Raw genomic sequence first — 14,902 nt, forward strand, 5'->3', positions numbered from 1 at the left:
GCCCCGGTGCGGCGGGCGACGACGGGCTTCGCGCCACGGCGGAAGCGGCGCGCAAGCGCGGCGTTGCGCTACTGTCGGGGCGCGTCGGGCGGAAACGGATCGTCCGCGGCCGACGGGGCGGGGTGGGCCGCGAGCATCGCGCGCGTGAATTCGGCGAGGCGCGCGCGGATGATGTCGGCGGACGCGGCACCGTCGAGCGATTGCTGCAGGTCGAGCAGACGGGCCGCCAGTTCGCCCTGCCACTGAGCGCGTTCGTTGGCGGCACGCGCGCGATTCGCGGCGAGCGCCGCGCCGACGTCGGTCGAGCGGTCGCCCTGCACCAGCGTCTCGAGCGTTTCGACGAGCCGTTGCAGCACGCGGTGCACGGCCGTCGCCGAGAAGCCGCCGAGCATCGCGAGCGCCGGCCGCCCGAAGCTGTGCATGCTGCCCTGTGCGAACAACTGCGCCGGCAGCATCTGCACGATGATCAGGCCGGCGATCACGCCGAGAATCAGCCGCGCGCCGTACGATGCGTCGTACTTCGGATCGTAGGTGGAGGCGGCGACGTAGTGGTGCGCCTGGAACAGCGTCGCGAACGAGGCGCCGAGTCCCGCGCAACACAGCAGGAACGTCGTGTTCCACAGCAGCTGCACGCCGTTGGATTGCAGAAAGCCGCGTTCGATGTTCTCCCCCGACACGTGCGGCGACAGGCTCGTCAGCACGACCGCGAGCAGGAAGCCGAGCGCCGATCCGGTCAGCAGCCGGATCAGCGGCACCGGGCCGAGCCACGCGAACGGGTGCGCCTGGCGCCGGTGCATGTCGAGCAGCGTGACGGCCTGCGGCGTCGCGGGGGCGACGAGCGTCGCGAGCTTGCGGTGGATCGCCGCGAGCGCGTGCTGCTGTGCGGGCGTCAACGATGTCACGGTCGATGCGCCGGCCGAAGCGGCGGCCGCGATCAGCGCGGCGAGCCGCGCGACGAGTTCGGGCTCGATCGGCAGCCCGTGATGGAGCGCATAGCGCGCCATCGCCTCGCATTCGTCGCACAGCTGCGCGGCGAGGCTGTCCGGCGCGTGCGGCGGCGCGGGCATCGCCGGCCGCGCGCGCCAGCGCCCGAAACGCGGGGCGCCCATGTCACGGTGTGTCGTCCGCGCCGGGTATGTCCATGTCGAACGCGTGGATCGCGACGCGTTCGCGCTCCGCGCTCGACAGGTGGTGCACGCACGGCGCTTCGTCGACGCGCTGCCAGTGGGTCCGGGTGCGGTCGACCGCGAACACGACGACTTCCTTCCGGCTGCGGCCGTCGTTGTGCGCGATGTACTGCAGCGAGTCGGGCACGTCGAACGCGCGATCGGTCGGATTCACGCCGGACGACAGCACGAAATCGAGCGCGAGCGCGCCGTCGTCCAGATGCGGCGGCTTGACGTCGTTGCCCGGATGCTGGCGCCATTTCAGGAAGTCGAGGCAGATGTCGATGCCGAACGGCGGCGCGTCGCCGAGCCGGTTGTCGAAGCTGTCCGACAGGTGCGGGCCCTGGTACGGCGACGACGGCGGCTCGGCCGTCGCGCTTTGCGGTGATACGTCGCTCGTCTTCAGCACGGTCACCAGCGTGCCGTCGCCGAGACGGAACGTGTGGGCGAGCGGCATGTCGAGCGCGTCGACCGACTTGCCGTAGTCGATCCAAGACGTATGGCGTTTCGGCCAGATTGCCGCGCGGCGCGAACCGTCTTCGTCGCCATCGCCATTTTCGCCGCGTGCGAGCGGTGGCAGGAAATTGGTCGTCACGAACGTGAAATTCAGCGACACGTACGGCCCCACGAGCGCGCCGTTATCGGGTACGTCGGCCGCCGCTTCGTGCTTGACGAGCATCGCGACGGTGCCGGGCAGGAACACGATCGGCCCGTACTGTTGCACCGGAAAGCGTTCCGCGACGGCGCCGATCGCGTGCCGTACGGGATCGAGCTGCAGGTCGACAAGCGCATGGAGTTCGTCGACGTCGCGCAACGCGTTCCACGGCACGTTCCAGTAGAACTCGGGCGCGGTGACGAACGTGACGCGCGGCGCGTCGTCGTCTTTCCCGTCACGGCGGACGGCTTCGAACGCACTCGACAGCGCACCGCTGAGGTGATTGATCGAGACCTGCTGCAGGCGCGCCGCGTATGCAGCGAGTTCCTCGTCGGGCGCGCGTACGGGTTTGCTGTCGCAAGCATAGCGCACGGATACGATTCGGACAGGCTGTTTCATGATGGTTTCCTCTTCCTTCGGGGTGGCGGCGCTCGAGGCCGGGCCGCGGCGGTTTCAGGCGGACGTGATGTCGGTGATCCAGAACCACGGGTTCGCGTACGGCCCGTCGACGACCTTGGCGACGGTCTGTCCGGGGCCCGCGCCGGCAGGCGTGCCGCCCGGGAACGGCCGTATGTCGAACACGAAGGCGGTGCCGCCCTGGCTGACGAAGCCGAGCGTGTACAGCGAGGCGTCGACGGCAGGCCCGTTCTTCGCGGCTTGCCACGCGAGGTTCCGCAGCAGCGACACGCGCGGCGCGCCCGGGTCGTCGCCGATCACGACGTCGACGGATTGCCGCGTCGCGCGCGTGCCGTTTTCGCGGATCGCGTCGCGGAGCGCCGCGAGGTCGTCCCGATAGTCACTTCCGGTGGTGAGTCGAAGTTGCACGATGTTTGCTCCGGTTGATCAGCCGGCGTGGCTCGGCCGTCGAGACGGCGCGCTGGTCGAGGCGAGCGCGCATCCGTGCAGCCACTTTGCGTGGCGCGCGGTGTGCGAACAATGCGGCGGAAGTCATGGCCCGACGCATGACCGAATGCACGGGGAGGCGCGCATGTCGTGCGCATGCCCGCGCGCCGCGTCACATGACCGACGTCACGGGGCGCGCGCTGAACGCACGGCCTATCGACGGTCGAATGCATGCGCGGCTAACGTGAGAGCACGCGATACGTCACCGGGCATGCGAGGCCGTGCATCGACGCTCGATGCGGTCGCGACGGAGCGTCCGGTGCGATGTCGAATCGGGCAATGAAAAACGGATGTAAAGGAGTGCGAAGATGAAGCTGATTGGATATCATGCGACGCGATCCGGGCATCGCGCATCGTTATCGGCGGGGCTCAGGCAAGTGGCATCCGGCTGGGATCCGGCCTCGGGTGGCGAGCTGGGCTACGGCTTCTACGTCATTGCCGACCTGGCGAAACCGAAGGCGCTGTACACGTATGGCTACGGCGTCGCGACCGCCGTGCATCCACCCGAGGGCGTTGACATCTGGGAGGTATGGTCCGACACCGAGCTCGATGCGCTCGCGAGTCATGCGGTGCCGAACGAGCAGCAGTGGGACAAGATCACGCCCGCTCTGTGCACGGATTACGACTGGCTCAGCAACGCGAACGAGCAGCCGCCCGTGCAGGTCAAGTTCAATCCGCGCGCCTATCCGCACCTGACGATCAAGCTGCATGAGACGCTGAGCACGGCGGAAGCGGAGCACCGCGCGTTCGACTGACCACGCGGCAAGGCGGGATCCGGCGGCGCAGGATGCCGGATCCCGCTGGGCGTCAGCCGTTTCGAACCGGTTACTCGAACGTTTCGAGCGCGAGCAGTTCGTTGATCGTCTGCCGGCGGCGGATCAGCCGCGGCGTGCCGCGATCGACGAGCACTTCCGGCGCAAGCGGCCGGCTGTTGTAGTTCGAGGACATCGATGCGCCGTAGGCACCTGCATCGTGCAGGAACAGCAGGTCGCCGATCTGCGGCTGCGCGAGCTTGCGGTGCGTGACCACGCCGCCTGCATCCTGCGTGAACACGTCGCCGGACTCGCACAGCGGCCCCGCGATCGCGATGTCGACGAGCGGCCGGCCGGCGGGCAGCGCGCCATCCTGCGCATGCACTGACACCGCGTGGTAGCTGCCGTACATCGACGGGCGCATCAGGTCGTTGAAGCCCGCGTCGATCAGCACGAAGTCGTGCTTCGGCCGACGATTCACGGCCTGGACTTCGGTGACGAGCGTGCCGGCTTCGGCGACGAGGAAGCGGCCCGGTTCGATCTCGATGCGCACTGCATGGCCGAGATGCCGTTCGATCCGCTTGCGCGCGGCATCCCACTGGCTGAAGTAGTGACCGACGTCGACGCGCGGCTCGCCGTCGCGATACGGAATCGACAGTCCGCCGCCGGCAGAGATCGCTTCGATGTCGTGGCCGAGCGACGTGACGAGGTCGACCATCGCATCGCACACTTGCGACAGGTGGCCGTAGTCGACGCCCGAGCCGATATGCATGTGGATGCCGACCAGCTTGAGCCCGTACTGGCGCACGATCTCGATCGCACGCGGCACGTCGTCGATCCAGATCCCGTGCTTGCTCTGCGGGCCGCCGGTGTTGGTCTTGTTGCTGTGGCCGTGGCCGAAGCCGGGGTTCACGCGCAGCCACACGCGGTGGCCGGGCGCATGCTCGCCGACGCGCGCGAGCATGTCGAGCGAACCGGCGTTCACGGTCACGCCGTGCTTCAGCACGGCCGCGAGCGTCGGGCGATCGATCAGGTCGGCCGTGAATACGACGCCTTCCGGCTCGCCTGCCGGGCTGAACCCGGCCGCGAGGCTGCGCTCGATCTCGCCGAGCGACACGGCATCGACGCACGCGCCTTCGTCGCGCATCAGCTTCAGGATATGCAGGTTCGAGTTCGCCTTCTGCGCGTAGCGGATCACGTCGAACTGGCGCAGTTGGGCGATGCGGTCGCGGATGACGTCGGCGTCGTACACCCACAGCGGGGTGCCGTATTGCTGGGCGAGCGCCGCGAGCTGGCGGGAATCGAGGGACATGGCGGAAGAATCGGATCGAATGAACGGATAGCGTGAATGATGCGCCTGAATGTCTATACAGTAAAATGCCTGTTTATCGACATTCGATTCATTTTTGATATAGACGTTATGCTCACTCACCGGCACATAGAGGTCTTCCGCGCGTTGATGGTCACCGGCAGCACGACGCGGGCCGCCGAGATGCTCTATACATCGCAGCCCACGATCAGCCGCGAGCTCGCGCGGATGGAGCAGGTGGTCGGCTTCGCGCTGTTCGAGCGCTCCCACGGCCGGCTGCGGCCGACGATGGCGGCACTCACGCTATTCGACGACGTGCGGCTCGCGTATGTGGGGCTCGAGCGCGTGGCGGCGACGGCCGCGCGGCTGCGCGAGTTTCGCGACGGCCAGCTGTCGGTGATTGCGCTGCCGGCGTTTTCGCACGCGATCCTGCCCGGCGCATGCCGACGCTTTCACGATGCGCATGCGGGCGTCAGCGTGTCGATCGCGACGCAGGAGTCGCCGGTGCTCGAGGAGTGGCTGACCGCGCAGCGCCACGATCTCGGGCTGACCGAACACGACGTCGCGCCGGCTGGCACCGTGCTCACGCCGCTGCTCGAAGTCGACGAGGTCTGCGTGCTGCCGGACGGTCATCCGCTGCTCGCGCAGCGCGCGATCGATCTTGCGGATCTCGCCGATCGTCCGTTCGTGAGCCTGTCGCTGAACGATCCGTACCGGATCCTGATCGACGAGGCGTTCGCGCAGCTCGGCGTCGCGCCGCGTTCGGTGGTCGAGACGCCGTCGGCCGTGTCCGTGTGCGCATTCGTGCGGCAGGGGCTCGGCGCGGCGATCGTCAATCCGCTGACCGCGCTCGATTTCGTCGGGCGCGACCTGCACGTGCGGCCGCTCACGCGCTCGTTTCCGTATCGTGTCAGCGTGATCGTGCCCGAGCACCGGCCGAAGAACCTGCTCGTCGACGCGTTCGCCGACGCGCTGCGCGCCGAAGCGAAGACGATTCGCCGACGGCTCGCCGCGTTGCCGGCCTGATGCCGACCGTATGATGGGCGTTGCGTCGCGCGGATTGTCCTCTTCATCCTCTTCATCCACTTCACTTTCACGGAAACGGAACCCGTCATGACCGACGCCGCATCGCCCCTCGCACAACCGACGCTCACCGGCGAGCGCATCGAACTGCGGCCGCTCCACGCATGCGACCGACAGGCGCTGCTCGATGCGGCGGCGGACGGCCAATTGTGGAATCTGAAGGTGACGGTCGTGCCGGGCGAAGACACGGTCGACGCGTATCTCGACACCGCGCTGCAAGGCCGCGCGGCCGGCACCGTGTTGCCGTTCGTGATCGTCGATCGCGCGTCGGGCCGGGCGATCGGCAGCACGCGCTTCTGGAAGATCGACCGCACGAATCGCAAGCTCGAGATCGGGCACACGTGGCTGAGCGCATCGGCGCAGCGCACGCGCGCAAATACCGAGGCGAAATGGCTGCTGCTCGCGTATGCGTTCGACACGCTGCACTGTGTGCGCGTGCAGTTCACAACCGATGAATTGAACGAGAAATCACGCGCGGCGATCCTGCGGCTCGGCGCGAAGCAGGAAGGGATCGTGCGTCACGAGCGGATCATGCCCGACGGCCGCAAGCGCAATTCGGTGCGCTTCAGCATCATCGACGACGAATGGCCCGAGGCGAGCGAGAGGTTGCGGGCGAAGCTCGCGACGTAACGCGCTGCGAGTGCCGCAGGCATCGCGCCGCCGGAGGGGGCGGCGGTGCGACGAGGGGGAAGCGGTGTGCCGCGCGTGCTGCGCGGCGAGGTCGTGCTTACTGCGCCGACGCGAGGTGATGACGCTGCGCGAGCTTCTGCGCGTCCGCGTAGTGCGCCTGCAGGATCGGCAGTGCCTGGCGTGCGACTTCCTTCAGCTTCGTGTCGCGGCCCGAAGCAATTTCGGCCTGGAATGCCGAGATCGTCTTCTGCTGGCCGGCGAGCGCGACCTGCTCGATGTACGCCTTGTCGAATTCCGCGCCGCGCAGGCTCTTGATGCTGTTGAGCACGCTCGTGTCCGGGTCGTTGGCCGGCACGTCGACGCCGCGCGGGCTCGCTGCGCGCATCGCCTGGATGATCTTCTCGTCGTCGGTCGACACGCGTTGCGCGAACGCCTTCACCTGGCTGTCCGACGTGCGCGCATCGGCGATGCGTGCGGCATCGTGCTGGGTCGACACCGTCTTCGTGCCGTCCGTGATGAAAGTCTGGTCGGCTTCGTGGATACGCGTTTGCGTCGCGGCGGCCGGTGCGGACGGCGCCGGTTGTGCGGTTTGCGCGGTCGCCGTCACGGCGACGAGAAGCAGGCCAGCGGCAGACAACGCAAGGCGCGAGATGTGGGGAAAGCGGTTCATGGGACCTCCTTTGAATCGGGGCTCTGATTAACGGGCGGATCGTGTGATCCGCAGCTGTGCGAGAGACCGGGCGCGCCCGGACCGGACTCGATGGCCGCTCTGCCGCGGCGGCGTTCGAAGTGTTTCCCGGCCCGACTGATTCTAGGAGAGCGCTCCGGTAGCAGGTGCAACCGCGCTGTGGTTTGTGTAACGGTTGGTAAGACGAATCGAAGCGTGCGCGCGCGGGCCGGTAGTGCGTACCTGTCGTGCCTGTCGTGGCGGAAATTTTTGCGTGCGCGATGTGCAGCGAGATGCGTGCGCATGCGTGCGTTTGCGCGTGTGTCATCGGCGTTTCATCGTCGTGCGGGTCGGGTGCGCGAGTTGCGCGATGCGGATACGGCGACACGCCACGTCATGTCGAATCGAGCGCGCGAAGCGCGCGCTACCCGATCACACGTGCTCGAGCAGCGCGTCGAGACTTGGCAGCAGCGGCGTCGCGCAATGCGCCTGCAACGCGTCGGGCGCCGTGTAGCCCCATGCGACGCCCTGGAATGCGATGCGCGCGCGGCGCGCCGCTTCGGCATCGCGGATCTCGTCGCCGACGTACAGCACGTCGGCCGGCTGCATGCCCGCTTCGCGCACCAGCGCGCGCAGGCGGCGCGCCTTGCCGAACAGCGGAATGCCGCACGCGAACGTATCGACGCAGCGGCTTGCGTGCCGGCCGAGCCGGTCGCGCACGATGTCCTCGGTGTTCGACGTCGCGATCGCGATGCGGATGCCGCGCGCGGCGAGCGCGTCGAAGGTCGCGTCGACGCCGGGGAACAGCTTCACGTGCGCAATGCGCGGGCGCATCAACCGGCGCATGTCGAGCGTCACGCGCGGCACCTTCCACATCGGCACTTCCAGCGCGCGAATGATCTCGCGCGCGGACATGCCGCGCAGCGCGGGGCGCATGTCGGGCGTCGCGTCGCGAAAACCGTGCAGGCGCGACGCGTCTGTCAGCGCCGCGAGAAAGCAGTCGAGCGAATCGGCGAGGGTGCCGTCGAAGTCGAACGCGATGAGTCGATAGGGCATGGAGCGAGGGTGCAGGATTGGGCTGCTGCTATTCGTAGTGGTAGCGGCAAGACACGATGCTGATCTGGAGATCGTCCGCTTCATAGACCAGACGGTTCGTGTCGTCGATGCGGCGCGACCAGAATCCGGACAGATTGGCCTTCAGCGGTTCGGGTTTGCCGATACCTTCGAACGGGGTGCGTTGGGCTTCGCGAATGAGCTGGTTGATGCGCTTGAGCGTCTTGCGGTCTTGCCCTTGCCAATAAACGTAGTCATCCCACGCGTCGGAAGTAAAGAGCACGCGGCGGACGCTCATTCATCGTCCCCCGCGAGTTTGTGCTCCTTGAGCTTGCCCTTGCGCAATTGCGCGATCGAGCGTTCCAGGTGTGCGACGTTGGCCGGCGAGCGGAGCAGGTGAACGGTCTCCATCAGACTGTCATAGTATTCCTGCGACATGATGACGGCATTCGGCGCGTCGCGACGCGTGATGAGCGTCACGTCTGCATCGTCGACGACCTGGTCGATGACGGTCTTCAGATTGCTGCGGGCATCCGAAAAATGAATCGTGCGCATGATGTGCCTGACCTGTACTAATAACGGTACAAGTATAGCATGGACAAAAGAATTGTACGGGTTGCTGTACATGTTGGGTTGCACATCCCTTGTTAGTCACCCCACACCGCGCTATCGTTTCCGCTCCGCCCCAAGCCATCCGGAGAGCCGACGTGCCTGCAACCCCATCCGCCGCGCTGAGATTTTCCACCGACAAGCGCGAGCTCGACATCGACACCATCTTCGATTTCCTGCACCACGACGCGTACTGGTCGCAGGGCATCCCGCGCGACGTGGTCGAGCGCGCGATCGACGGCTCGCTATGCTTCGGTGCGTACGTCGGCGACCGGCTCGTCGGGTTTGCGCGGCTCGTGACCGACCACGCGACATTCGCGTACCTGTGCGACGTGTTCGTGCTGCCGGCCGAGCGCGGCAACGGCTACGGCCGCGCGCTGATCGATCACATCTTCGCGCAGCCGATGCTGCAGGGCCTGCGGTGCATCATGCTGTCGACGTCGGATGCCCATGACTTGTATCGGCCGGTCGGCTTCGCGGCGCCATCGAAGCCCGAACTGCTGATGGAGATCCGCCGCCGCGACATCTACGCGAAACGCTGACGCGAGTCGATCGCGGTCGGGCGCATACGAGCGCATACGAGCGCATACGAGCGCATACGAGCGCATACAATACGCACTTTCGTTTTTGCAGAAGGGAAGCCCATCATGACCGAACAGGAAGCCGAACAGCTCGCCACGCATCGTCACTACAAGGGCGGGCTGTATCGCTATATCGGCGTCGCGCGTCATTCCGAAACCGAGGAATCGGTGGTCGTGTACGAGCATCTGTGGCCGCATTCGCGCGGGCTGTGGGTGCGTCCGGAAGCGATGTTCAACGAGAACCTGCCGGACGGCACGCCGCGTTTTCGCAAGCTGCGCGACTGAGCGTCCCCAGGCGCACGCGGCTGGCCGGTGCGCCGCCGCGTCAGCGACAGCGTGAGCGTGAGCAGCACGTGCACAGTCGCCGCCCGGCGCGAATGCGCCGGCCTTATGCGCCCGCCAGCGCCTTCGTCAACTCAGGCGGCGCGTTTGCGACCGTCACCTCCGGCGTGCCATGCCACGCCGCCAACCGCTTCACGGCCTTCGCGACGTCGGCCGCGAGCCCCGTGCCGAACCGCACGCCCGGCTCCACGTGCACCGTCTTCAATTCGAACGTGCCGAGCGCGCGATGCGCTTTCGCGTCGACGCGGCCGATCAACCGGCCGCGATGCAGCACCGGCAGACAGAAATAGCCATAGCGCCGCTTGTGCGCGGGCGTATAGCACTCGATCGTGTAGTCGAATCCGAAGAGCGTCGACGCGCGCTTGCGGTCCCACACCACCGGATCGAACGGCGACAGCAAGGTCGTGACCGTCGAGCGCAATGTATCGGCCGCGGCGGCCGGCAGCAGCGTTTCGAGCGAGCGATGCACGTACGTGGGCTCCGTCCAGTCGGCGATCTCGACTGGAATCAGCGCGCCGGCGTCCGCAAGCTGCTCCAGCTCCGCGCGATACGACCGGCGCGGCAACCGGTAGTAATCGGCCACCCAGTCCGCGCGCACGACGCCGAGCGCGCGGCACGTGTAGTCGAGCAGCGCGGGCAGCACCGCGCCGCGCGGCGGCAGGTCGCGTGCATCGTCCCAGCCGGGCAGCACGCGTTCGCGCACGTCGTAGATGCGCTGGAAATTGCGGCGCTCGGACACCATCAGTTCGCCGGTCGTGAACAGCACTTCGAGGTGCATCTTCTCCGGCTTGCGATCCCACCATCCATTGCCCTTCGCGCCATCCTCGCGGATGAAATCGGCCGACCGTACCGGGCCTTCGTCGCGAATTCGCGCGAGCATCCGCTCGATCTCCGCGCGGTTCTGCTCGTGCCAGTCGGCCGCGTATTTCCAGCCCATGCCAGAAGGATCGAGCATCTTGTAGCGCATCAGCCCGAATTGCTCGATCGGCAGGAAGCACGCTTCGTGCGACCAGTATTCGAAGAGGCGCGCCTCGGCGAGATGTTCGTCGAGCCACTGCGGCGCAAAGTCGCCGAGCCGGCTGAACAGCACGAGATACGGGCTGCGCGCGACGACGTGGATGGTATCGATCTGCAATTGCGCCATCCGGCGGATCGTGTCGAGCACGTCGGCCTTGGTGGCCTTGCGGCGGGGCGGGGTCAGCAGGCCCTGCGCGGCGAGATGCAGTGCGCGGGCGGCGGCGGGCGACAGTGTGAGCATCGTGACGGCGGCTGAGGGTGACGGTCGGGCACCACTTTAGCGCGAAAGCGCCGCACGCGTGCGACGTGCATGCGCGACGCGTCTGACAATGCTTGACAGATGCGCGGCGCGACTTTCCCTATAGTGCAGACATGGCGCGACGAAATGTGCGCGCAACGATTCGGCTTCCGACGCACATATGTCCATGGCACGCAGGAAGCAGATCCGGGATTCTCAACCCCCAACGAGAGACCCGGAGCCCTGAGCGGATATCCATACGGCTGTGCACCGGCCCCGTGTGGATGTCCGCTGATTTTTTTGTGTTCCGGCTTTTCGCCGCCTGCCTGTTTCCCGCCAGCCTGCTCGTTTACTGCCGCTTGCCGCGCGCGACTTCGTCGCCGGCGCCGGGCGGCAGTCGGCGCGTGATCGGAATCGACGCGAACGAACACAGCCCGACCACGACGAACGCGGGCCAGAAATCCGACCACACCATCGTCTGGTGCCCTTGCACCCAGTGCGACAGATGCAGCACGAGGCCCGCGACCGTCACGCCGAGCCCGAGCGACATCTGCTGCACGACGCTGCCGAGGCTCGTCGCGCGGCCCGCGTCGGCCTGCGAAATCTCCGCGTAGATCATCGAATTCAGGCTCGTGAACTGCAGCGCGGGGAAGATGCCGCCGACCAGCACGATCATCCAGATCGCCCAGGTCGGCATGCCCGGATGGAACACGCCGTACGCGGCGATCGCGAGCCCGGCGAACGCGGCGTTGTAGATCAGCACCGTGCGAAAGCCGAAGCGGCGCAGCGTATGCGTGGCCGTCGAGCGGCTCACCGCGCCGCCGAGCGCGGATGCGCAGGTGATCAGCCCCGAGTGGAACGCACTCATCCCGAGGCCTTCCTGCAGCGCGAGCGGCAGCAGGAACGGCACCGCGCCGAGGCCGATGCGGAACAGCGAGCCGCCGACCACGCTCGCGTGATAGGTCGGAATCTTCAGGAAGCTGAGGTCGAGCACCGGCCGCTCCTTGCGGCGCGCGTACGGCACGTAGAGCGCGAGCATCGCGAGGCCGACCGCGCACATCATGATCGCGTTGCTGCGCGACGTGAGCGAACCGTCGATCAGCGTGAGGCCCATCAGCAGCAGCGCGGCGCCGCTCGCCGACAGCAGGAAGCCGAACCAGTCGAGCGGGCCGGGATCGGGCTCGTGCGTGTTCGCGATGTGCTTGCTCGCGAGGTAGATCCCGTAGATGCCGATCGGCACGTTGATGAAGAAGATCATCCGCCAGTGCAGGTAGGTCGTGATGAAGCCGCCGACGAGCGGCCCGACCGTGGGCCCGAACAGCGCGGGAATCGCGAGGTAGTTCATCGCGCGCACGAGATCGGAGCGCGGCACCGCGCGGAAGATGATGATCCGGCCGACCGGCACCATCATCGCGCCGCCGACGCCCTGCACGAAGCGCGCGAACGTGAGCACGCCGAGCGAGTTGGAAGCCGCGCACATCAGCGAGCCGGCGACGAAGATGCCGATCGCGGTGCGGAACACGGAGCGCGCGCTGAAGCGGTCGGCGAGCCATCCGCAGATCGGGATGAATACGCCGAGGCCGACCACGTAGGCCGTGATCGCGATGTTGAGTGTGACGGGATTGTGCCCGAAGTCCCTCGCCATCGCGGGCAGCGCGGTGACGATGATGTTGGCGTCGACGCTTTCCATGAACAACGCACAGGCAACGATGAGCGGTGCTAGAAAGACGGGCGACATGGGCAGGGCGCGCGGTAAAGACGCCATTATGCCCACAATGTGGTCGTTGCGTCACGTGAGACAACGCTTGTTCCGCATGTTGCAACAGTCGTTCCTGTTAGCGTGCGTGAAAGAAGAGACGACTGTGCCCCGTGACATGACACACGACGCACGCGTTCGGGCACGGAACCGAAACTTGCGTGCGATGCGCGTTTCGTGCGACAGTCGAAACTCATCTGCGGATACAACGACGCGCATCGATCGACGGCCATCGAGACGAGCGCACGCGCGAACGAGACCCCTGCCGATCCACTCACCATCGAAAGGAGGGGACACGTCATGACGTCACGTCGTGCCGCATCGACCGCATCGCATCCTGCGTCATATCCTGTTTCACATCCCGCTTCATATCCCGCACCGGATCCGTCCGCGCCCGCGCCGCGTTTGCGCTGGGCCGCCGTGATGGCCGTCGCATACCTGGCCGTCGCCGGCTGCGCCGCGCAAGCCGACAGCGCGAACCACGCGGCCGCGCCAGCGGCCACCCATTCCGCCATGCCGGCCTCGGCCGCGTTCGCGAACCAGACCGCCAGCACGCTGCTGCCGCCGCCGAGCCAGCTCTACGGCGACCTGTTCGTCGCCGTGCAGACTGCGCAGCTGTATCCCGACCAGAAAACCTTCGTCGACGCGATACCCGATACCGATCCCGCGACGATCATGCAGTTGTATCAGCAACAGAAGTTGCAGCCGGGCTTCTCGCTGAAGGCGTTCGTCGACCAGCACTTCACGCCGCCGCCGGGAAGCGGCGTCACGCCGCCCGCGAACCAGACGCTGCGCCAGCACATCGACTGGCTGTGGCCGCAGCTCACGCGCACCAGCACGAAGGTGCCGCCGTACAGCTCGCTGATCCCGATGCCAAAACCGTACGTGGTGCCGGGCGGACGCTTCCGCGAAGGCTACTACTGGGACACCTATTTCACGATGCTCGGGTTGCAGGTGTCTGGGCGCGAGGATCTCGTCGACGACATGCTCGACAACTTCGCGCATCTGATCGACACGGTCGGCCACATCCCGAACGGCAACCGCACGTACTACGCCAGCCGCTCGCAGCCGCCGTTCTTCGCTTACATGGTCACGCTCGCCGCGCAGGCCGAAGGCGACAAGGTCTACCAGAAATACCTGCCGGCGCTGCGCAAGGAACATGCGTACTGGATGCAGGGCGAATCCACCACGCCGCGCGGGCAGGCCGCGCACCACGTGGTCGCGATGCCGGACGGCGCGGTGCTGAACCGCTACTGGGACGCGAGCGACACGCCGCGCGACGAGTCGTATCTCGAGGACGTGACGACCGCGAAGGCCGTGCCGAGCCGCCCCGCGAACGAGGTGTACCGCGATTTGCGCGCCGGTGCCGAAAGCGGCTGGGACTACAGCTCGCGCTGGTTCGGCGACGGCAAGACGCTCGCGACGATCCGCACCACGTCGATCGTGCCGGTCGATCTGAACAGCCTGATGTTCCATCTCGAGACGACGATCGTGAAGGGCTGCACGGTCACCCGCGACATCGCGTGCGTGACGGACTTCTCCGGACGGGCGGCGCGGCGCGCGGCCGCGATCAATCACTATCTGTGGAACCGTCGCGGCTATTACGGCGACTACGACTGGCAGTTGCGCAAGCCGCGCGACGCCGTGACCGCTGCCGCGCTGTATCCGCTGTTCACCGGCGTCGCGTGGCCCGAGCGGGCGAAGGCGACCGCGCGCGAGGTGCGCAAGACGCTGCTGCAGCCGGGCGGCCTTGCGACGACGACGGTGAACACGGGCCAGCAGTGGGATGCTCCGAATGGCTGGGCGCCGCTGCAGTGGATCGCGATCGAAGGGCTGCGTCGCTATGGCGAGCCGGCGCTCGCGAAGGATATCGGCACGCGCTTCCTGGCCGACGTGAAGCATGTGTATGCGACCGAAGGCAAGCTCGTCGAGAAGTACGCGGTCGAAGGCGCCGGCGAGGGCGGCGGCGGGGGCGGCGAATATCCGCTGCAGGACGGCTTCGGCTGGACCAACGGCGTCACGCTGAAACTGCTCGGGCTGTATGGCGAGTAGTGAGTGGCGCGTGCGGCGCGAACGCGCTTGAACGGGAACGGGCCGGAGCGCCGCGCAAGCGGTCGTCCGGCCCGTGTCGCATGCGCGGT

At 67.0% G+C, this 14,902-nt stretch carries 16 protein-coding genes; 6 read left to right on the forward strand and 10 right to left on the reverse strand.

Annotated elements, in window-relative coordinates; translation table 11 throughout:
- Positions 1–68: 68 nt before the first annotated feature.
- The 3 genes from C7H84_RS01370 to C7H84_RS01380 are packed head-to-tail and all read right to left on the reverse strand — an operon-like array spanning position 69 to position 2,646.
- The gene (locus C7H84_RS01370; protein ID WP_121857059.1) at positions 69–1,109 is read right to left on the reverse strand and encodes a hypothetical protein; all 1,041 of its coding nucleotides are present in this window, start codon (positions 1,107–1,109) and stop codon (positions 69–71) included.
- Between the two features lies 1 nt (position 1,110).
- Positions 1,111–2,220: a hypothetical protein gene (locus tag C7H84_RS01375; protein WP_121857060.1), complete on the reverse strand. Its 1,110-nt coding sequence runs from the start codon at positions 2,218–2,220 to the stop codon at positions 1,111–1,113.
- Between the two features lie 54 nt (positions 2,221–2,274).
- Positions 2,275–2,646, reverse strand: coding sequence for a hypothetical protein (locus tag C7H84_RS01380; protein WP_240461944.1), 372 nt, complete (start codon positions 2,644–2,646; stop codon positions 2,275–2,277).
- A 386-nt stretch (positions 2,647–3,032) separates the two neighbouring features.
- Here C7H84_RS01380 and C7H84_RS01385 point away from each other — a divergent pair, with 386 nt between their 5' ends.
- On the forward strand, positions 3,033–3,479 hold the full coding sequence (locus C7H84_RS01385) for a hypothetical protein (protein ID WP_121857061.1): 447 nt from the start codon (positions 3,033–3,035) through the stop codon (positions 3,477–3,479).
- Positions 3,480–3,549: 70 nt separating this feature from the next.
- Here C7H84_RS01385 and lysA read toward each other — a convergent pair whose 3' ends face one another.
- Positions 3,550–4,788 carry a diaminopimelate decarboxylase gene (lysA, locus tag C7H84_RS01390; RefSeq protein ID WP_121857062.1) on the reverse strand — a complete coding sequence of 413 codons (1,239 nt, stop codon included), beginning with the start codon at positions 4,786–4,788 and terminating at the stop codon, positions 3,550–3,552.
- 108 nt (positions 4,789–4,896) lie between these two features.
- On the opposite strand from lysA, the gene C7H84_RS01395 reads away from it, so the two are divergent.
- On the forward strand, positions 4,897–5,811 hold the full coding sequence (locus C7H84_RS01395; RefSeq protein ID WP_121857063.1) for a LysR family transcriptional regulator: 915 nt from the start codon (positions 4,897–4,899) through the stop codon (positions 5,809–5,811).
- 87 nt (positions 5,812–5,898) lie between these two features.
- Complete coding sequence (locus C7H84_RS01400) at positions 5,899–6,498, forward strand: GNAT family protein (RefSeq protein WP_121857064.1); 600 nt, start codon at positions 5,899–5,901, stop codon at positions 6,496–6,498.
- Positions 6,499–6,595: 97 nt separating this feature from the next.
- Here the strand turns inward: C7H84_RS01400 and C7H84_RS01405 are convergent, their stop codons facing one another.
- The 4 genes from C7H84_RS01405 to C7H84_RS01420 form a co-directional block, all read right to left on the reverse strand.
- On the reverse strand, positions 6,596–7,168 hold the full coding sequence (locus C7H84_RS01405; protein WP_121857065.1) for a DUF4142 domain-containing protein: 573 nt from the start codon (positions 7,166–7,168) through the stop codon (positions 6,596–6,598).
- Positions 7,169–7,597: 429 nt separating this feature from the next.
- Positions 7,598–8,221, reverse strand: coding sequence for an HAD hydrolase-like protein (locus C7H84_RS01410; RefSeq protein WP_121857066.1), 624 nt, complete (start codon positions 8,219–8,221; stop codon positions 7,598–7,600).
- A gap of 28 nt (positions 8,222–8,249) precedes the next feature.
- Positions 8,250–8,516, reverse strand: a complete 267-nt coding sequence (locus tag C7H84_RS01415; protein ID WP_011354451.1) for a Txe/YoeB family addiction module toxin — start codon at positions 8,514–8,516, stop codon at positions 8,250–8,252.
- Entirely contained in the window at positions 8,513–8,773 is a 261-nt protein-coding gene (locus tag C7H84_RS01420; RefSeq protein ID WP_121857067.1) for a type II toxin-antitoxin system prevent-host-death family antitoxin, read from the reverse strand. The genes C7H84_RS01415 and C7H84_RS01420 overlap by 4 nt, the downstream gene beginning before the upstream one ends.
- Before the next feature lie 152 nt (positions 8,774–8,925).
- Between C7H84_RS01420 and C7H84_RS01425 the strand changes: the two genes are divergently transcribed.
- Together C7H84_RS01425 and C7H84_RS01430 are read left to right on the forward strand one after the other, a co-directional pair.
- On the forward strand, positions 8,926–9,369 hold the full coding sequence (locus C7H84_RS01425) for a GNAT family N-acetyltransferase (protein WP_121857068.1): 444 nt from the start codon (positions 8,926–8,928) through the stop codon (positions 9,367–9,369).
- Between the two features lie 105 nt (positions 9,370–9,474).
- The gene (locus C7H84_RS01430) at positions 9,475–9,693 is read left to right on the forward strand and encodes a DUF1653 domain-containing protein (RefSeq protein WP_121857069.1); all 219 of its coding nucleotides are present in this window, start codon (positions 9,475–9,477) and stop codon (positions 9,691–9,693) included.
- Positions 9,694–9,796: 103 nt separating this feature from the next.
- On the opposite strand, the gene C7H84_RS01435 is transcribed toward C7H84_RS01430, so the two are convergent.
- Complete coding sequence (locus C7H84_RS01435; protein WP_121857070.1) at positions 9,797–11,008, reverse strand: crosslink repair DNA glycosylase YcaQ family protein; 1,212 nt, start codon at positions 11,006–11,008, stop codon at positions 9,797–9,799.
- Positions 11,009–11,354: 346 nt separating this feature from the next.
- The gene (locus tag C7H84_RS01440) at positions 11,355–12,743 is read right to left on the reverse strand and encodes an MFS transporter (RefSeq protein ID WP_121857071.1); all 1,389 of its coding nucleotides are present in this window, start codon (positions 12,741–12,743) and stop codon (positions 11,355–11,357) included.
- 318 nt (positions 12,744–13,061) lie between these two features.
- Here C7H84_RS01440 and treA point away from each other — a divergent pair, with 318 nt between their 5' ends.
- Positions 13,062–14,813 carry an alpha,alpha-trehalase TreA gene (treA, locus tag C7H84_RS01445; RefSeq protein WP_121857072.1) on the forward strand — a complete coding sequence of 584 codons (1,752 nt, stop codon included), beginning with the start codon at positions 13,062–13,064 and terminating at the stop codon, positions 14,811–14,813.
- Positions 14,814–14,902: the final 89 nt, after the last annotated feature.

This window comes from Burkholderia sp. Nafp2/4-1b (genome assembly GCF_003635165.1).
GTDB lineage: Bacteria > Pseudomonadota > Gammaproteobacteria > Burkholderiales > Burkholderiaceae > Burkholderia.